Here is a 13,660-nt window from a genome sequence, read left to right on the forward strand (position 1 = left end):
CATCGCTTCGAAGTGCAGATGCTGCCGCCATGTCTGGATGACTGGGTCGCCACAGAAGCGCCTCAAGACGTGCTTTCACACAACCTGTGAAAGCGGTTCCGGTTCAGCCCATGCGAAGCATGCAGCTCCTCACCGCCCCACTTCCATCAGCGTCGGCAGCTTGTGCAGCGGGGTAAACTCCCCGCTCGCCCCCGTCGCGGATTTAACCGCCTGCGGATTGCTCGACTTCAAAAAGCGAAACAGCTCGCTCTCGGTCGTGAAGATCATCGTCGTATCCGCCGTGATCAGCTGCTTGTAAGTCTCCATCGTCTTCAGGAATTCAAACAGCTGTGCAGCTTCCGGCGTCTGGTTGTATGCCTTCGCATAAATCTCCGTCGCCTTCGCATCCGCCGTGCCTTCCATCTCCTGCACCTTGCGGTAAGCTTCAGACTCAATCGTCGCCAGATCACGCTCACGCTCACCGTTGATCTTCGCCGCCTCGCCCTCGCCTTCCGCACGGTGCAGCTTTGCGATCTGCTCGCGCTCGGAGATCATCCGCTGGTGGATCGACTGGCTCACCGAAGAATCGTAGTCGATGCGTTTGAAGCGCACATCCAGCAGCCGGATGCCATAGCCCTCAATCTTTGGGACCGCATTCTTCAGTACCTCCGCCTCAAGCTCCACACGACCGTAAGTGATGGGCGGCAGCACGCCGAGGCGTGAATCCGCACTCGATGGTGCGCTGCCCGTTGTGGTCGTGTTGGCCACATCACGGATCGCCTTGCGGTCCTTCGTCGTGCGCACCGCCTCGATGAAGTCATGCTTCGCAATCACGATGCGCGTCTCGCTCGCCAGAATGTCATCCAGCCGCGACAGCGCGCGTCGTTCATCCGTGAGCTGGCGGAAAAACACCAGCGGATCGTTGATCTCCCAGCGCCCAAACACATCCACCACCACGATGACCTTGTCCTTCGTTGTCATGTTCGCCGAAGGGCCGTCCCATTCCAGCACGCGCTTGTCCAGCCGGTTCACCGTTTGGATAAAAGGCGTCTTCCAGTGCAGCCCGGCACTGCGGATGGACTCTCCCACCGGTTTGCCAAACTGGGTGATCACCACCTGCTCGGTCTCGTTCACCGTGTACAAACCGGAGCTTGCCACGATGCCCAGCGCGAGGACAACTATCAAAACAAGGGAGGCTTTCATCGTGTGGCAGGGGCAGGGTTGGTTTGCGGTTCCGCCTGGCGGAGATTCATGAGCGGTAGAAACGAGGAGGCCTTGTCATCCAAAATGATCTTCCCCGGCACCTGGGACAGCACCTCGCCCATCGTTTCCAAATACAGGCGCTTCTTCGTCACCTCCGGCGCCTTCAGGTACTCCGCCAGCACAGCCGTGAACCGCGCTGCATCACCCTCTGCTTCATTCACACGCTTGGCCGCATAGCCCTCCGCGCTCTTGATCTTCTGCTCCGCCTCACCACGCGCCTTGGGGATGATCTGATAATAGTTCCCGCTCGCCGTGTTGATCGCTGACTCCTTCTCCTGCTTCGCGCGGTTCACATCGCTGAAGCTCGCCTGCACATCCGCCGGCGGGTTGATGTTGCCCAGCTGGATCTGGTCAATGCGCACGCCCATGTTCAGCGCCGCCACCAGTTCGCGCAGCCGCTCTGCGCATTTCGCCTCCATCTCCTGACGGCCAATGGTCAGCACCTCATCCACTGTGCGGTCTCCCACCACCTCGCGCATCACCGCCTGGGAAAGGTCTCGCAGCGTCGGCACCGGTTCGCGGAAGTTGAACACATATGCCACCGGATCGCTGATGTGGTACTGCACCACCCACTCCACCAGCGCCGTGTTCAGGTCTCCGGTCACCATCGTCTTTTCGCCTTCCTGGTCACGATAATCCGCATACTGATAAGGGTTAGTCGCTCCCTGCGTGCCAAAGCCAAACTCCAGCTTCTGCTGCCGCAAAATCTCCACCAGCGTGATCTGGTCGATCCCCCACGGCAGCTTGAAGTGCAGCCCTGGAGTCTCCGTCTTCAAGTAGCCGCCAAAACGCTGCACCACCGCCACCGACTCCGCTGGCACCTGATACACACCCGAGAAAATACCGACCGCCAGAAACAGTCCGATCAGTCCCGTGAGTATCAGGCGCGGGTTGAAGCTTATCTGCGGCGCGTTCGCAAAAGGTCGTATCTCACTCATGCTGTGAGGCTACTGCATTCCACGGTCACGGCAAAGCCTACTTCATTCCAAAGTCCGCCACATATTGTTCCACGATCTCCTTCAGCGGCGGCGGCTTGGGCAGACCAATCGCCTCCGCACGCGCGCCATCCACCTGCTGCGGCCAGTTGTCCACGATCCCCTGAATCCGTGCATCAAACGCATCCACAATCGGCCCCAGCTTGATGCCTTTCTCCGCCGCCACTTCCTGGATCACCTTCTCCGCGATGTTCGGCGTCACCCGGTGCGCTGGCAGCACATACGCGCGGTCCTTGCTCAGCTTCTCCTCCGCCACCTCACTCAGGAAGATGAAGGACTCAATCACCGTCCGGTACCCCGTCATCGGGTGCGGCTGATCGCGACGGATCGGCAGCATGCACGGCTCACCGTTCAGCGGCTCACGAAACATCCCGCTCGCCCAGCTCGATGCCGCCGCATTCGGCTTGCCCGGCCGCACGATCACCGTCGGCAGCCGCACGCTGCGCCCGTCAAAGTGACCTTTACGCGTGTGGTCGTTCACCATCATCTCGCACATCGCCTTCGTCATCCCGTAGGTCGTCTGCGGCAGTTGCTTCGTCAGGTCGGACATCATTTGCGACATGTCCAGCCCGCCATAAACCGCCACGCTGCTCGCAAACACCACCCGTGGCCGTCCTTCCGCTGCACGCGCCGCCTCAAACACATTGCGCCCGCCTTCCAGATTCACCCGCATCGCATCGTCAAATCTCTCCTCGCACTCCCCGCTCACCATGGAGGCCAGGTGAAAAATCACATCAAACTTCGGCCCCGTCGCCGCCAGCACCGTCGCACGGTCGCCGATGTCGCCCTTCACATGCTTCACCCGCGCATCCGTCGGTTCGCTGCGGAAAAACGCATCCAGCAACACCATCTCCGTGATCGCCTTGCCGCACCACGTGCCGCGTTCCAGGAGTTTCTGCGCAAGTTGGGAGCCGAGGAAGCCGCCGCCGCCGGTGATGATGATTTTCATGGATAGGTTGGGAAGGAGTTTGCCATCAGGCACCGCCTGATGTGAGTTCGCCGGACATGAGCAAGCCACTCGCAGGACACAAGATCGGATTCGTCGGACTCGGCAACATGGGCCGCGCCAATGCACGCCACCTCCATGAAGCCGGAGCCGACGTCGTCGTCTGGAATCGCAGCCCCGCACCCGCGGAGGCCGCCGTCGCCCTCGGCATGCGCCGCGCCGCCACCCTCCCCGAACTCGCCCGCGAGATCGGCCCCGGCATCATCTGCATCAATCTCACCATGACCGACGTCGTCGAGCAGGTCGTCTTCGGCCCCGGCGGCCTCATCGAGGGCCTGCACAAAGACGCGCTCATCATCGACTTCGGCACCACCGGCGTCCCCGAGACCAAAAAATTCGCCGACCGCGTGAACTGGGTGGACGCCCCCGTCTCCGGCGGCCAGGTCGGTGCCGAGGCCGGTACTCTCACCATCATGGCCGGCGGCAGCGACGCCAATTTCCAGCGCGCCCTCCCCATCTTCCAGGCCGTCGGCAAAAACATCACCCACCTCGGTCCCGTCGGGAGCGGCCAGGTCACCAAGCTCGCCAATCAGCTCATCGTCGCCCAGACCATCGACGCCGTCGCGCAGGCCCTCCGCCTCGCCGAGCTCTCCGGCGTCGATCCCGCTCTAGTCAGAAAAGCCCTCCTCGGCGGCTTCGCCGAAAGCCGCATCCTCGACCTGCACGGCGACCGCATGGTCCGCCGCGACTTCGCCCCCGGCGGCCGCGCCACCCTCCAGCTCAAGGACGTCCGCCTCATGTCCCAGCTCGCCGACTCCGTCGGCCTCGACTCACCCACCCTCAAAAACTCCCTCGCCCAGTGGGAAAAATTCGTCCACGAAAAACACCTCGGCGACCTCGACCACAGCGGACTGTTCCGCCTCTACGAGTAGCGCTCAGCGCATCCAGCCCTCAATCTTAAAGTTGCGTTCCAGCAGCTTGCGTTCACCGCTGTGATCATCGGGTTCAAACCAAACCTCGAATCGTGCTCCATAGTACTGCCCCCAGTCTCCTTCATAGATGGTGAAGTAAGTTTCGGAGAGAAAAAGCTCGGAAGGATCATCCGACCAGCCCACCCATTCATTGGTGGCCGTCTGCAACCGGTCTTCGGAAAGCCGGTCATTGTGAGTGATTTCAAACGCCTTGAGATAAATCCTTCCGGGTGCCCCTGGATTGCAGCGAATCCGGGCATTGTAAATGCCTCCCTGAAAGGATTTCGTCAGCTCGATGGAAGCAGTTCCCTTCAAGATGGATCCCGCAGGCAGAAGATTCCGCGCGTGATTCCAGTCAGGAGAGGCGAGCAGCGCTTTGAATTCTAGCTCGAGTTCTGTCGTTGCTGCCATGCTCAACCGTCTTTCCCTCGCATCGCTTTGTTCAAACAACTCCACCAGCAGATCCTCTACAAGAATGATTACATGACTTTGCCAGAGGTCGTTTCCGCGACTGGTCTCGATAGGCGTCAAGACATCGGGAGTAATACGTTGGGCACCCCGTGCCCACGCCTTCCCTGAAAAGCCCAGGGTGGTGCGTGACTGAAATCGCGGCATGTCTAGGTCAAAACCAGAATAGTAGCCGTGGAGTGTGATTTGCCATTCGCCCCCATCCATCCAGCGCCGCGTGGCAAAACGATTGCCATCCTCTTTGTAAACCCTCCAGCCCGGATGAGTTGCGAGATAGCGATCCAGCAAAGCCGGATGGTCTTTTCTTAAATGGGCCAGCGAAGGCAGATGAAAAATCGCATCTGTCTTGTCATTGCCGGGTCGTTCCAGGGACTTTTTGATCGCGGCTTGAAAAGTATCGGCGGAATTGCTTGGTTGGGAGTCGATGCCGGTTGATTCGTTGTGCGGTTCCGCTAGAGCGACGCCCTCAGGCAGCTTCAAATCGTTGGCGAAGCCATCTTCTGATTCAAACATCGCTCTGGCGACAGTGACGGCGATGGCGCAAACCAGTGCCACTCCCAGCAATAAAAATAGGCCGAGTGCTCCAAGGCCCCTGCTCGTGCGCTTTTGGAAAAAGCTGCGAATCGAAAGACCGAGAAACCACAGCAGCCCTCCCAGATAGAAGTATCCAGAGGCATCGCAAACCCACCGGAAAGATCTGCTGATAGGGTAGGGATAGAAGGCAATGCATAAACTGGCAAGGGCAGCCATGAACGGCAGCCACAGAGTTTTGACATGGGAAGACCGCAACGGAGGAGAATTATGGTCATTCATAGTGGGACGGAGCAAAGCTCGGAAGCCTCACGAATGCATCACCTGCCCCCCATCAATGTTGATCGTCTGCCCGGTGATGTTCTTCGCATGATCTGACGCCAGAAACGTCGCCATCGCCGCATACTCCTCAGGCATCTGCCAGCGGCCCAGGTGAGACACCTTCTGGATCTTCTCTGCCGCCCACGCATCAAAGCTCTGCCGCTTCTCCTCCGGCAGCTTCTTCTGCCCTGCCGCCCAGATGCTCTGATTCAGCTCCGTCTTCACCATCCCTGGAGCCAGCGCATTCACGCGCACGTTGTGCGGCCCCAGATCCTTCGCAGCGCACTGCGTAAAATTAATCAGCCCCGCCTTCGACGCACTGTACGGCGGATCCGTCTGCGATCCCATCTGCCCGGCCACGGAAACCAGAAACAGCATCGATCCACCGCCGCTCTCGATCAGCCTCGGCGCAAACGCATGCGCCACATTCACCGCACCGATGAGGTTCACCTCCAGCACCCGCGCCCAATCGGACGGCTCCAAGTTCCAAAACGGAAACCCAAACTTCCCCGAGCCGATGCCCACGCAAAACACCACATGGTTCACCCTCTCAAACTCCCCCGCAAAAGCCTTCACCGCCTCATAGCTCGCCACATCCCCCGCAGTCACAAACTCCGCCGTCTTTTCCCGGTCAAACCCGCGCACGCTGCACCCCTCCGCCACAAACCCATCCGCAATCGCCCGGCCAATGCCACGCGCAGCTCCAAACACAGCGACCGACTGCCCTTCAAGATTCAAATTCATACCCCCACTATGAAACGCACTCGCGGCTTGTGCAAAGATCAGCTGCAGCCATGACCGCAAACTTCAACTCAGCGTACTTTCTGCCCCGGGCCTGGAAGTCATGGCGGCAGCATCTGTAACTTCACCGCGATGAGTTGCTCGAAGGTGGCTGAGGCCATCCTGATCTGCTGAATCATGCCTCCGGTCCCATCTGAGAAGTCTTTTTCACATATCCTGTGAGGGCGGTTCTGTACGAAAGCCCCGAGATACCCGCCCTCCAGCGCTGGCTAGAGCAGATACTGCCGTGCTTGGAGGTCCCCTCACTTCCCACATGACATCCTGCCTCAAGCAGCGACCCTTCGCCCCACTTCGCCCTCCCCCCACATGCGCCGCCTCGATCAACTGCTCTCCGCCCTCGGTTACTGCTCACGCCGTGAGGCGATGGCCTTTGTCAAAGAGGGCCGGGTGAAGCTGGGCGGTGTGGTGGTGAAGCGTTCGGATCAGCGCGTGGATTCCGCGCTGATCACTGTGGATGACGAACCGCTGGAAGCCCCCGATGGCCTGCTGGCCATGCTGCACAAGCCGGTGGGCTACGCCTGCACGCACAGTGAGGAGGAAGGCCAGAACATCTATGAGCTGCTGCCCTCCCACTGGCCGGACCGCAACCCCGCCGTGACGAGTGTGGGACGTCTCGACAAAGACACGAGCGGGCTGCTGCTCGTCACCGACATCGGCAGTCTCGTGCATCGCTACACCTCGCCGAAATCAGACATCGAGAAGACGTATCTTGTGGAAGTGGATCGCGAGCTCGATGCTTCGCTCATCGACATCTTTGCCAAAGGCGATCTCATGCTCCGCAGCGAGGACAAACCCTGCCTCCCGGCGCAACTCGAAATCGTCTCCCCTCTCACCGCCCGCCTCACCATCACAGAAGGTCGTTACCATCAGGTCCGCCGCATGTTTGCCAGCCAGGGCTGGCATGTGGAAAATCTGCACCGCGAACGCTTCGGCCCGTATGTGCTCGGAGATCTCGCGGAAGGCGAATGGCAGATGCTTTCGCTGGAACAAGTGGTGCACTGAGTTCGTGCACGACTTTCTTTCAATGCCGCACGCTTTTCCAGTGTTGAACTCCGGCACTACGAACGGGCCAGGTGAGTGAATAAAAAACAGCGCCCAAGGTTCCTTGGGCGCTGCGTGAGGGTTCGCCGAAATGGCTTACATCAGATCAATGATGATGGCCGCCCATATGGCCGCCGCTGAAACTGTGGCCACCACCGCCGAAGCTATGGCCGCCACCACCAAAGCTGTGGCCGCCACCCAGGCCGCCAAAGGAGCCGCTATGCATCGAATGGCCGCCGAACGGAGAGCCGCCAATGTTATGGCTGGCAAAGCTGTGTCCGCCGAATGAGGAGCCGCCAAAGCCACGACCCAAGGATGAGAAATTGCCGCCGCCCAAGAACGGAGTGCTGTAGTGACTCCGGTTATAGCCCAGATTCCCGAAGTTGCTGAAGTTACCAAAGGAGCGATAGGGGCTGGAGTAATAGTTGCGGTTATAGCTGCTATAAGTGTAGGGTCTAGAGTAACCGCCATAGTAACCGCCGAAGCCGAGCAGAGGACTCGAGTAGTAGTTATTGTTGTAGTAGCTGCGGCCATAGCCACCGTACCCTCCGTAGCCATAGCCGGGATAGCCGTATATGTCGCATGAGGAGAGTGATAGAGCAGCGAAGACTGCGCCGCACAGGAGGACAAGTTTCGTTTTCATGACAGTGAGTTCGACGCCCCCCAGAGAGATGTATTCAGAAATAAATTCGCATTCCTTGAAAACCAACCCCGACCGGATGTTGAACGCAGCCTGCAGCCGTGGAAGTTAACCGCTTTTCCCAAGCCATTTTCACATGTCCGCCGAATCCGTCACCTCCGCCATCCTCTTCACGCTCACGCCCGAAGCCGCCCGAGTCATGGGCTGCCTGATCGAAAAAGAAATCACGCTGCCGGACTACTATCCGATGACGCTGAATGCACTGGTCACCGCCTGCAATCAGACGACGAACCGTGACCCCATCGTACGCTATGACGAGCGCACGGTGCTGCGGGCGCTGGAGTCGCTGAAATCCCACGGCTATGTTTTTGAAGTCAACATCGTGGGTGGCCGCACCCTGAAGTACCGGCACAACCTGAAGGGCAAGCTGAAAGGCCTGGAACGTCCCCACATGGCACTGCTGTGCATGCTGATGCTGCGCGGATCACAAACGGCAGGCGAGCTGCGCCAGCGCACCGAACGCCTGTTTGAATTCCCGGACATGCCCAGCGTGGAGAACGCGCTGGCCGAGCTGATCGGCTACAACGAAGGCCCGCTGGTGCAGTGCATTCCCGCAGGCCCTGGGCAGCGCGTGGCGCAGTTCATGCACTTGCTCTGCGGTGAGGTGGCAGGCGCAGCGGATGCGACCCTCTCCGCCCATGCACCGGCGGTGCCGATGGTAGAAGACACCTCTGATGCTGACTGGCGTGCGAAGATGGAGGCGGAGATCACCCTGCTGAAGGCGCAGGTGTCACGGCTGCAGACTCTGATCGGTGCGGTGAAGTAGCCATCACTCCAGCCGCATCAGGCTGCCGATGCGATACGCACCGCCGAGCAGGCGTTTGTTGTCGCGTTCAGCATTGGCGGTGTCGAGGTAGAGGATGTGCGGGAAGTCATTGAGCTCGATGACATGCGTGGTGTCCTTGACGCTCTTGAAGGCTTCTGCGAGATCATTGAGATCCTTGATGGCCTTGCCGTTCACCTTGTTGACCACCTGTCCGCCGAGCTTGTCATAGCCCTGGGCGCTGGGAGTGGGCAGCACGAGGCTGAGGAAGACGAGTTTTTTGCGGCCTTCCTCCTCATGCTTGTCAGGATGAGAGGCGACGCGTGAGAGGCGCAGAATGGCACCCCCGCGCTGCTCCTCGCCAAAGGCGTCCAGATACGGATGTGACAGCTCCTGAAACAGCAGGCCGCCCATCAGCACATAGCGCGGGCCTTTGTCGAACAGGTAGGGCCGCACGAGAAAGTCATCCGGCTTGCGGCGGGTGAGCTCTCCCTTGAGCGTGACTTCCTTGCTTTCGCGAATCACCTGGATCTCGACCTTGTCACCCACATAGGCACGACCACGCACCAGATGGCTGGAACTGAGGGCGCCGAACTGCGGGTCCCGGTAGTCTCCGCGTGAATCAATGCCGAAGCCATTGATGGCCACCAGGACATCTCCCTTCTTCATGCCGGCCTTCTCAGCCGAGCCGCCCTTCATGACCATGCTGATGAGCACACCCGGGGCATCGGGCTTGAGCCCGAGGAATTCGCGGAACTGCTCGTCCAGCGTGGTCTGCAGTTCCATGCCGAGGCTGGGGAAGCCTTCATAGCTGCCGTCCGCCACGTCTTTGAGAAAGTGCTCGATGATCGGCGCAGGCAGAATGGTGGTGACCTGGTTCTTGGAATCGTAGCTCAGCAGCAAGCCGACGAGCCTGCCGCTTTTCACCACCGGCAGGGTGAAGCTGTTCGCCTCGCTGCGCACGATGTTGTTGGCTTCATAGACGAGGAAGCCGGAGCCTTCGACATTGTAGCGGCGGGTCATCACCTTGCTGATTCTCAGCTCACTTTTGATCAGCTCACCGACGCGGCCGGTCTGCAGGATGTCCACCTTGTCATCAATGCGCGTGCTGCTGTCCACCGCCATGGGCTTGAGACCGGCAAAGAACGCCTTCTGCTTGTCGGAGGGTGCTGATTCCAGCAGGGCCAGATTGGCTTCGTAATCCACCGCCACGACCTTGGCGGAAATCTTCTGGCCTTTCTCCGGCAGTTCGAGCTCGATGTAAGTGGCGTCTGCCACCATCTGCCCGGTGACGAGCACACGGTTGCCAGCAAGCACGACACCGAGTCCACGCCGGCTGGAAGGCGATTCCTTCTGCCAGGGCAGGTGCAGGCTGTAGGGCTGGGAGGTGGCGTTCACCCGCACCAGCGAGTTGTTTTGCACGACCTGCTGCGGAGCAGAGCCCGCCTCTGCGACCGCAGGGGCACGCTTCTTTTTGGGAGCTTCTGTCTCGGGCGCCTGCGCCGACAAAGTGGTGGCACCGAGTGCGAGAAAAAGGAAAATCGGGGAGAGCTTCATGGATGCGTCGAGGCTGAAAAGTTCAAGGTCGGATCACGCGGCTATTCGTCGCCAAGATAGGAGTCTTCCAGGATGTTGTAGGTCTCCATGATGCGTTTGTGGGCGGCCTCGGCGAGTTCACGCTTGAGCACCAGCGGGCGGTTTTTTTCCAGCAGCACGATCTCGATGAAGGGCTTGTCCTTTTTAGCCAGGGCTGTCTCCACATCCTTGAGTGTCTTGATTTTCACGCCGTTGATCTCATCCACGATGCTGTGGGCGTAAGGCGTGATCCAGGTGTTCACTTCGTCCGGCAGCACGTTCGTCAGCACGACGGGCTCAGGACGCTCCACGTAGAGCTTGTCGGTCAGGAAGTTGTCGAACACGTAGTTCACCGTGTCGTCGCGCATTTGATGGGCGTCCATCAGGTTGCGGTCCAGCGGCTGAAACACGAGGCCCGCATTGACGATGTAGCGCGGGCGCTGGTTGTACTGGGCGCCGAGGCGGACATAGGGATCAAAGCGTTTCAGCGTCACGGTGGACTCCAGCTTTTTGCCAGCGCGCATGTACTTCAGCTTGATGGTGTCGCCGGCGAACTTGCGCTCAACGATTTCATTCATGTCCATCAGCTCGCCTTCGAAGCGCACGAGGCCGTTGTTCATCACCGGGTTGTCATCAATGCTGAGAATGACATCGCCGATTTTCAGCAGATCGCCCACGCTGCCCTGGGGCTCCACATCTCCGACCATCACGCCGACACCATCACTGCCGGTGCCGAGCGCCTTGGCCTGCGCCGGATTTTCAATGGGGAAATCACTGGCGGCGAGATCCACATAGTGATCATACCGACCGTCTTCGATGTCCTTGAGGAAGCGCTTGATCACCGGCACCGGGATCATGTAGCCGACGTTTTGCGCCACGCGGCCGCTGAAGCCCTGGAAGGCCACGCCGACGACTTTGCCCGCCTGCATCACCGGACCGCCGGAGTTGCCGGGATTGATGGCGGCATCCACCTGAATGGCGAGATGGGAGTCCACGCTGGTATGGCTGTAAGGGCGGAAGTCGATGCGTGAAACCACACCGCGTGTCACGGAGATGCGATCACCGCCGATGGGATAACCGATGGCGATCACCTCGGTGTTGAGCTGGGGGATGCCGCCGAAGTCGAGCGGCTTGAGCTTTTCAAAGTGGCTGCTGTCCTCGGCTTCGATCAGGGCAAGATCACAATCATGCGCGATGTGAACGATTTTGGCCGGATGTGGCTCAGGATCGTTGGTGGTGCGGATCAGAATGCGCGTGGCATTGCTGACGACGTGCGCATTGGTCAGAAAGCGGTTTTTGCCGATGAGGAATCCGGTGCCGCTGCCACCGCTGGGCTGGCCGGCGTTCCACGGCTCACGGTAGTCGGGAACCAGCACTGAAACATCGATGTTTACGATGCCTTCCCATGCTCCCGAAGCTGTGTCGATGGCCGGATTCGCCGCGGGAGGGGCCGGCGCGGGTTGCGCGCAAAGGGCTGAAGGAAGCAGAACCAGGGCGAGAAAAGGCAGAAGCGGTCGGATGTTCATGCGGGTGACGTGAAGTCACAAACATACGCGGTCCGCCGCTTCTAACACAAGTTTGCTGAAGAAATAATCTCAGCGTCGACCGGCGCCTATTTTTTACCGGCGTTTTTCTTTGCTTCGATGGCCTTCTGCTGTTCTGCCTGAATTTTTCTGAGCTTCAGGATTTCCTCCCTTTGCCTGGCATTCTGCGCCTCGAGGCTGTTTGGATTGGAAGGGTCAGTGATCATCGGAAAGTCATCCGTGCGGAACGGGGTCACGGGCAGGCCTTCGGCGGAATAGACATTGCAGACCGGATTGTCAGCCCAGGCATAGCGCACGGCCACGGGTTTGGCGATGCCATCGGCAGTCACTTCGATCTGGTTGGTGCCTTTCTTCGAACCGCCGATGATGCTGGCCTTGGCCCAGACCCATTTCTTGTCTTCACCACAGATCATGAAGCCTTTGACCTCATCCGTATCGACCGTGCGCAGTCCCTGCGGAGCGTAGTCAAAAGTCAGCAACGCTTTGCCGCCGTCAAACTTCGCGTCTTTGATCTCAGGGCTGCGGTAGGGCAGCTTCTGGCCGTAATCATTCACCAAAGCCCAGCGGGCAAGACGCTCGGCCACATCACGCTTATTTTTCGGATGGATGTCGTTGGCTTCGCCGAGGTCGGTGATGACGCACTGGCCGGTGTGCGGCAGCTTGCTCATTGTCAGGGTCTGGGCTTCGCGCAGCTCGGCCCAGTCGCTTTCCACCGGCTCCGTCTGGTAGGGCTTGAAGTCGGCCAGCTGCACCCAGTAGAAGGGGAAATCTCCCTGCTGCCATTCTTTGCGCCAATGCTCGATCATGAAGGGAAACAGCTCTCCGTATTCCTTTGCGCGGCTGGCATTGGACTCGCCCTGATACCAGATGACGCCTTTGATGCCGTAGCCAATCGTCGGATGGAGCACGCCCGCATACAGGTTGCCCGGACGATGCTGGCCGGTCATGGGATTCTGCGGTGCACGTGGAGGCTGCGCGGTGAACATTTCGCCGGCTTTGACTGCAGCGGCGCGGGCCTTCGACCAGGCATCCACTTTCGCCTTGTGATCAGCCAGCTGCTTGTCGAAAGCTTCCTTAGTGAAGGTGGATTCGGTCTGCTTCCAGCGGGCGATGATGGAGGCAAAACGCGGATCTTTTTCCAGCACGTCACGTTTCACCCAAGCTTCGCAGGCGCTGCCGCCCCAGGCATTGTCAATCAGGCCGACCGGCACGCCGAGCATCTCATGCAGCACGCGGCCGAAATGGTAACCCACGGCGGTGAACTGGCCGGCATTGGCGGGGCTGCATTCCTCCCACTGGCCTTTGAAGTCGTTCTGGATCTCCTGCGTGCCCACCTGTGGCACGGAGATGAGGCGGATCTGCGGGAATTTCGCCTGCGCGATGTCGAGGTCCGCATCCCAGACGCTGGAGAGATTGAAGCCCATGTTGGACTGGCCGGAGCAGATCCACACCTCGCCCACGAGCACGTTTTTCAGCTCCTTGGTGCTGCTGCCTTTGATGGTGATCGTCGCTGGCTTCGCATTCGCCGGCACTGCATCCAGCTTCACGGTCCATTTGCCATCCGCGCCGGCCTTGGCGGTCTTGGTCTGGCCGGCAAAGGTCACGGTGACCTCGGTGCCGGGGGCATCCCAGCCCCAGACGGGATTCGCCTGCTTCTGCTGCAGCACCATGTTGTCGCCAATGATGGCGGGGAGTTTCAATTCCGCGCGGGCGGAGACGGCAAGGAGGGTGAGAAGGCAGAGGATGCGCATGGGCTGGAAAA

At 59.7% G+C, this 13,660-nt stretch carries 12 protein-coding genes; 3 read left to right on the forward strand and 9 right to left on the reverse strand.

Annotated elements, in window-relative coordinates; translation table 11 throughout:
* Positions 1 to 129 precede the first annotated feature (129 nt).
* Genes hflC through ACILSL_RS12360 form a run of 3 tightly spaced genes read right to left on the reverse strand, consistent with a single transcriptional unit; the run spans position 130 to position 3,186 of the window.
* A complete protein-coding gene (hflC, locus tag ACILSL_RS12350; RefSeq protein ID WP_395732341.1) occupies positions 130 to 1,182 on the reverse strand; it encodes a protease modulator HflC in 1,053 nt (350 codons plus the stop codon).
* Entirely contained in the window at positions 1,179 to 2,180 is a 1,002-nt protein-coding gene (gene hflK, locus ACILSL_RS12355; protein ID WP_395732342.1) for an FtsH protease activity modulator HflK, read from the reverse strand. The genes hflC and hflK overlap by 4 nt, the downstream gene beginning before the upstream one ends.
* Before the next feature lie 37 nt (positions 2,181 to 2,217).
* Positions 2,218 to 3,186 carry an NAD-dependent epimerase/dehydratase family protein gene (locus ACILSL_RS12360; protein WP_395732343.1) on the reverse strand — a complete coding sequence of 323 codons (969 nt, stop codon included), beginning with the start codon at positions 3,184 to 3,186 and terminating at the stop codon, positions 2,218 to 2,220.
* 56 nt (positions 3,187 to 3,242) lie between these two features.
* Here ACILSL_RS12360 and ACILSL_RS12365 point away from each other — a divergent pair, with 56 nt between their 5' ends.
* Positions 3,243 to 4,115, forward strand: coding sequence for an NAD(P)-dependent oxidoreductase (locus ACILSL_RS12365; protein WP_395732344.1), 873 nt, complete (start codon positions 3,243 to 3,245; stop codon positions 4,113 to 4,115).
* 3 nt (positions 4,116 to 4,118) lie between these two features.
* Here ACILSL_RS12365 and ACILSL_RS12370 read toward each other — a convergent pair whose 3' ends face one another.
* Positions 4,119 to 5,372: a hypothetical protein gene (locus tag ACILSL_RS12370; protein ID WP_395732345.1), complete on the reverse strand. Its 1,254-nt coding sequence runs from the start codon at positions 5,370 to 5,372 to the stop codon at positions 4,119 to 4,121.
* 90 nt (positions 5,373 to 5,462) lie between these two features.
* Positions 5,463 to 6,218 carry an SDR family NAD(P)-dependent oxidoreductase gene (locus ACILSL_RS12375; RefSeq protein ID WP_395732346.1) on the reverse strand — a complete coding sequence of 252 codons (756 nt, stop codon included), beginning with the start codon at positions 6,216 to 6,218 and terminating at the stop codon, positions 5,463 to 5,465.
* A 363-nt stretch (positions 6,219 to 6,581) separates the two neighbouring features.
* On the opposite strand from ACILSL_RS12375, the gene ACILSL_RS12380 reads away from it, so the two are divergent.
* Positions 6,582 to 7,277 (forward strand): pseudouridine synthase, encoded by a 696-nt coding sequence (locus tag ACILSL_RS12380; RefSeq protein ID WP_395732347.1) that lies wholly within the window; start codon positions 6,582 to 6,584, stop codon positions 7,275 to 7,277.
* 145 nt (positions 7,278 to 7,422) lie between these two features.
* On the opposite strand, the gene ACILSL_RS12385 is transcribed toward ACILSL_RS12380, so the two are convergent.
* On the reverse strand, positions 7,423 to 7,959 hold the full coding sequence (locus ACILSL_RS12385; protein WP_395732348.1) for a hypothetical protein: 537 nt from the start codon (positions 7,957 to 7,959) through the stop codon (positions 7,423 to 7,425).
* Between the two features lie 133 nt (positions 7,960 to 8,092).
* Between ACILSL_RS12385 and ACILSL_RS12390 the strand changes: the two genes are divergently transcribed.
* The gene (locus ACILSL_RS12390; RefSeq protein ID WP_395732349.1) at positions 8,093 to 8,782 is read left to right on the forward strand and encodes a YceH family protein; all 690 of its coding nucleotides are present in this window, start codon (positions 8,093 to 8,095) and stop codon (positions 8,780 to 8,782) included.
* 3 nt (positions 8,783 to 8,785) lie between these two features.
* Here ACILSL_RS12390 and ACILSL_RS12395 read toward each other — a convergent pair whose 3' ends face one another.
* From ACILSL_RS12395 to ACILSL_RS12405, 3 genes are all read right to left on the reverse strand, one after another.
* Positions 8,786 to 10,336: a PDZ domain-containing protein gene (locus tag ACILSL_RS12395; protein WP_395732350.1), complete on the reverse strand. Its 1,551-nt coding sequence runs from the start codon at positions 10,334 to 10,336 to the stop codon at positions 8,786 to 8,788.
* 41 nt (positions 10,337 to 10,377) lie between these two features.
* The gene (locus tag ACILSL_RS12400; protein ID WP_395732351.1) at positions 10,378 to 11,880 is read right to left on the reverse strand and encodes a PDZ domain-containing protein; all 1,503 of its coding nucleotides are present in this window, start codon (positions 11,878 to 11,880) and stop codon (positions 10,378 to 10,380) included.
* An 86-nt stretch (positions 11,881 to 11,966) separates the two neighbouring features.
* Positions 11,967 to 13,649 carry a sialate O-acetylesterase gene (locus ACILSL_RS12405; protein ID WP_395732352.1) on the reverse strand — a complete coding sequence of 561 codons (1,683 nt, stop codon included), beginning with the start codon at positions 13,647 to 13,649 and terminating at the stop codon, positions 11,967 to 11,969.
* Between the last annotated feature and the right edge of the window lie 11 nt (positions 13,650 to 13,660).

Source organism: Prosthecobacter sp. (genome assembly GCF_044222345.1).
Classification (GTDB): Bacteria; Verrucomicrobiota; Verrucomicrobiia; order Verrucomicrobiales; family Verrucomicrobiaceae; genus Prosthecobacter.

What these genes read in the sequence shown, in the direction of transcription:
- ACILSL_RS12380 (WP_395732347.1), top strand. Translation starts at nt 6,582, where the DNA reads ATGCGCCGCCTCGATCAACTGCTCTCCGCCCTCGGTTACTGCTCACGC.
- ACILSL_RS12375 (WP_395732346.1), bottom strand. Translation starts at nt 6,218, where the DNA reads ATGAATTTGAATCTTGAAGGGCAGTCGGTCGCTGTGTTTGGAGCTGCG.
- hflC (WP_395732341.1), bottom strand. Translation starts at nt 1,182, where the DNA reads ATGAAAGCCTCCCTTGTTTTGATAGTTGTCCTCGCGCTGGGCATCGTG.
- ACILSL_RS12395 (WP_395732350.1), bottom strand. Translation starts at nt 10,336, where the DNA reads ATGAAGCTCTCCCCGATTTTCCTTTTTCTCGCACTCGGTGCCACCACT.
- ACILSL_RS12400 (WP_395732351.1), bottom strand. Translation starts at nt 11,880, where the DNA reads ATGAACATCCGACCGCTTCTGCCTTTTCTCGCCCTGGTTCTGCTTCCT.
- ACILSL_RS12365 (WP_395732344.1), top strand. Translation starts at nt 3,243, where the DNA reads ATGAGCAAGCCACTCGCAGGACACAAGATCGGATTCGTCGGACTCGGC.
- hflK (WP_395732342.1), bottom strand. Translation starts at nt 2,180, where the DNA reads ATGAGTGAGATACGACCTTTTGCGAACGCGCCGCAGATAAGCTTCAAC.
- ACILSL_RS12405 (WP_395732352.1), bottom strand. Translation starts at nt 13,649, where the DNA reads ATGCGCATCCTCTGCCTTCTCACCCTCCTTGCCGTCTCCGCCCGCGCG.
- ACILSL_RS12390 (WP_395732349.1), top strand. Translation starts at nt 8,093, where the DNA reads ATGTCCGCCGAATCCGTCACCTCCGCCATCCTCTTCACGCTCACGCCC.
- ACILSL_RS12385 (WP_395732348.1), bottom strand. Translation starts at nt 7,959, where the DNA reads ATGAAAACGAAACTTGTCCTCCTGTGCGGCGCAGTCTTCGCTGCTCTA.
- ACILSL_RS12370 (WP_395732345.1), bottom strand. Translation starts at nt 5,372, where the DNA reads ATGGCTGCCCTTGCCAGTTTATGCATTGCCTTCTATCCCTACCCTATC.
- ACILSL_RS12360 (WP_395732343.1), bottom strand. Translation starts at nt 3,186, where the DNA reads ATGAAAATCATCATCACCGGCGGCGGCGGCTTCCTCGGCTCCCAACTT.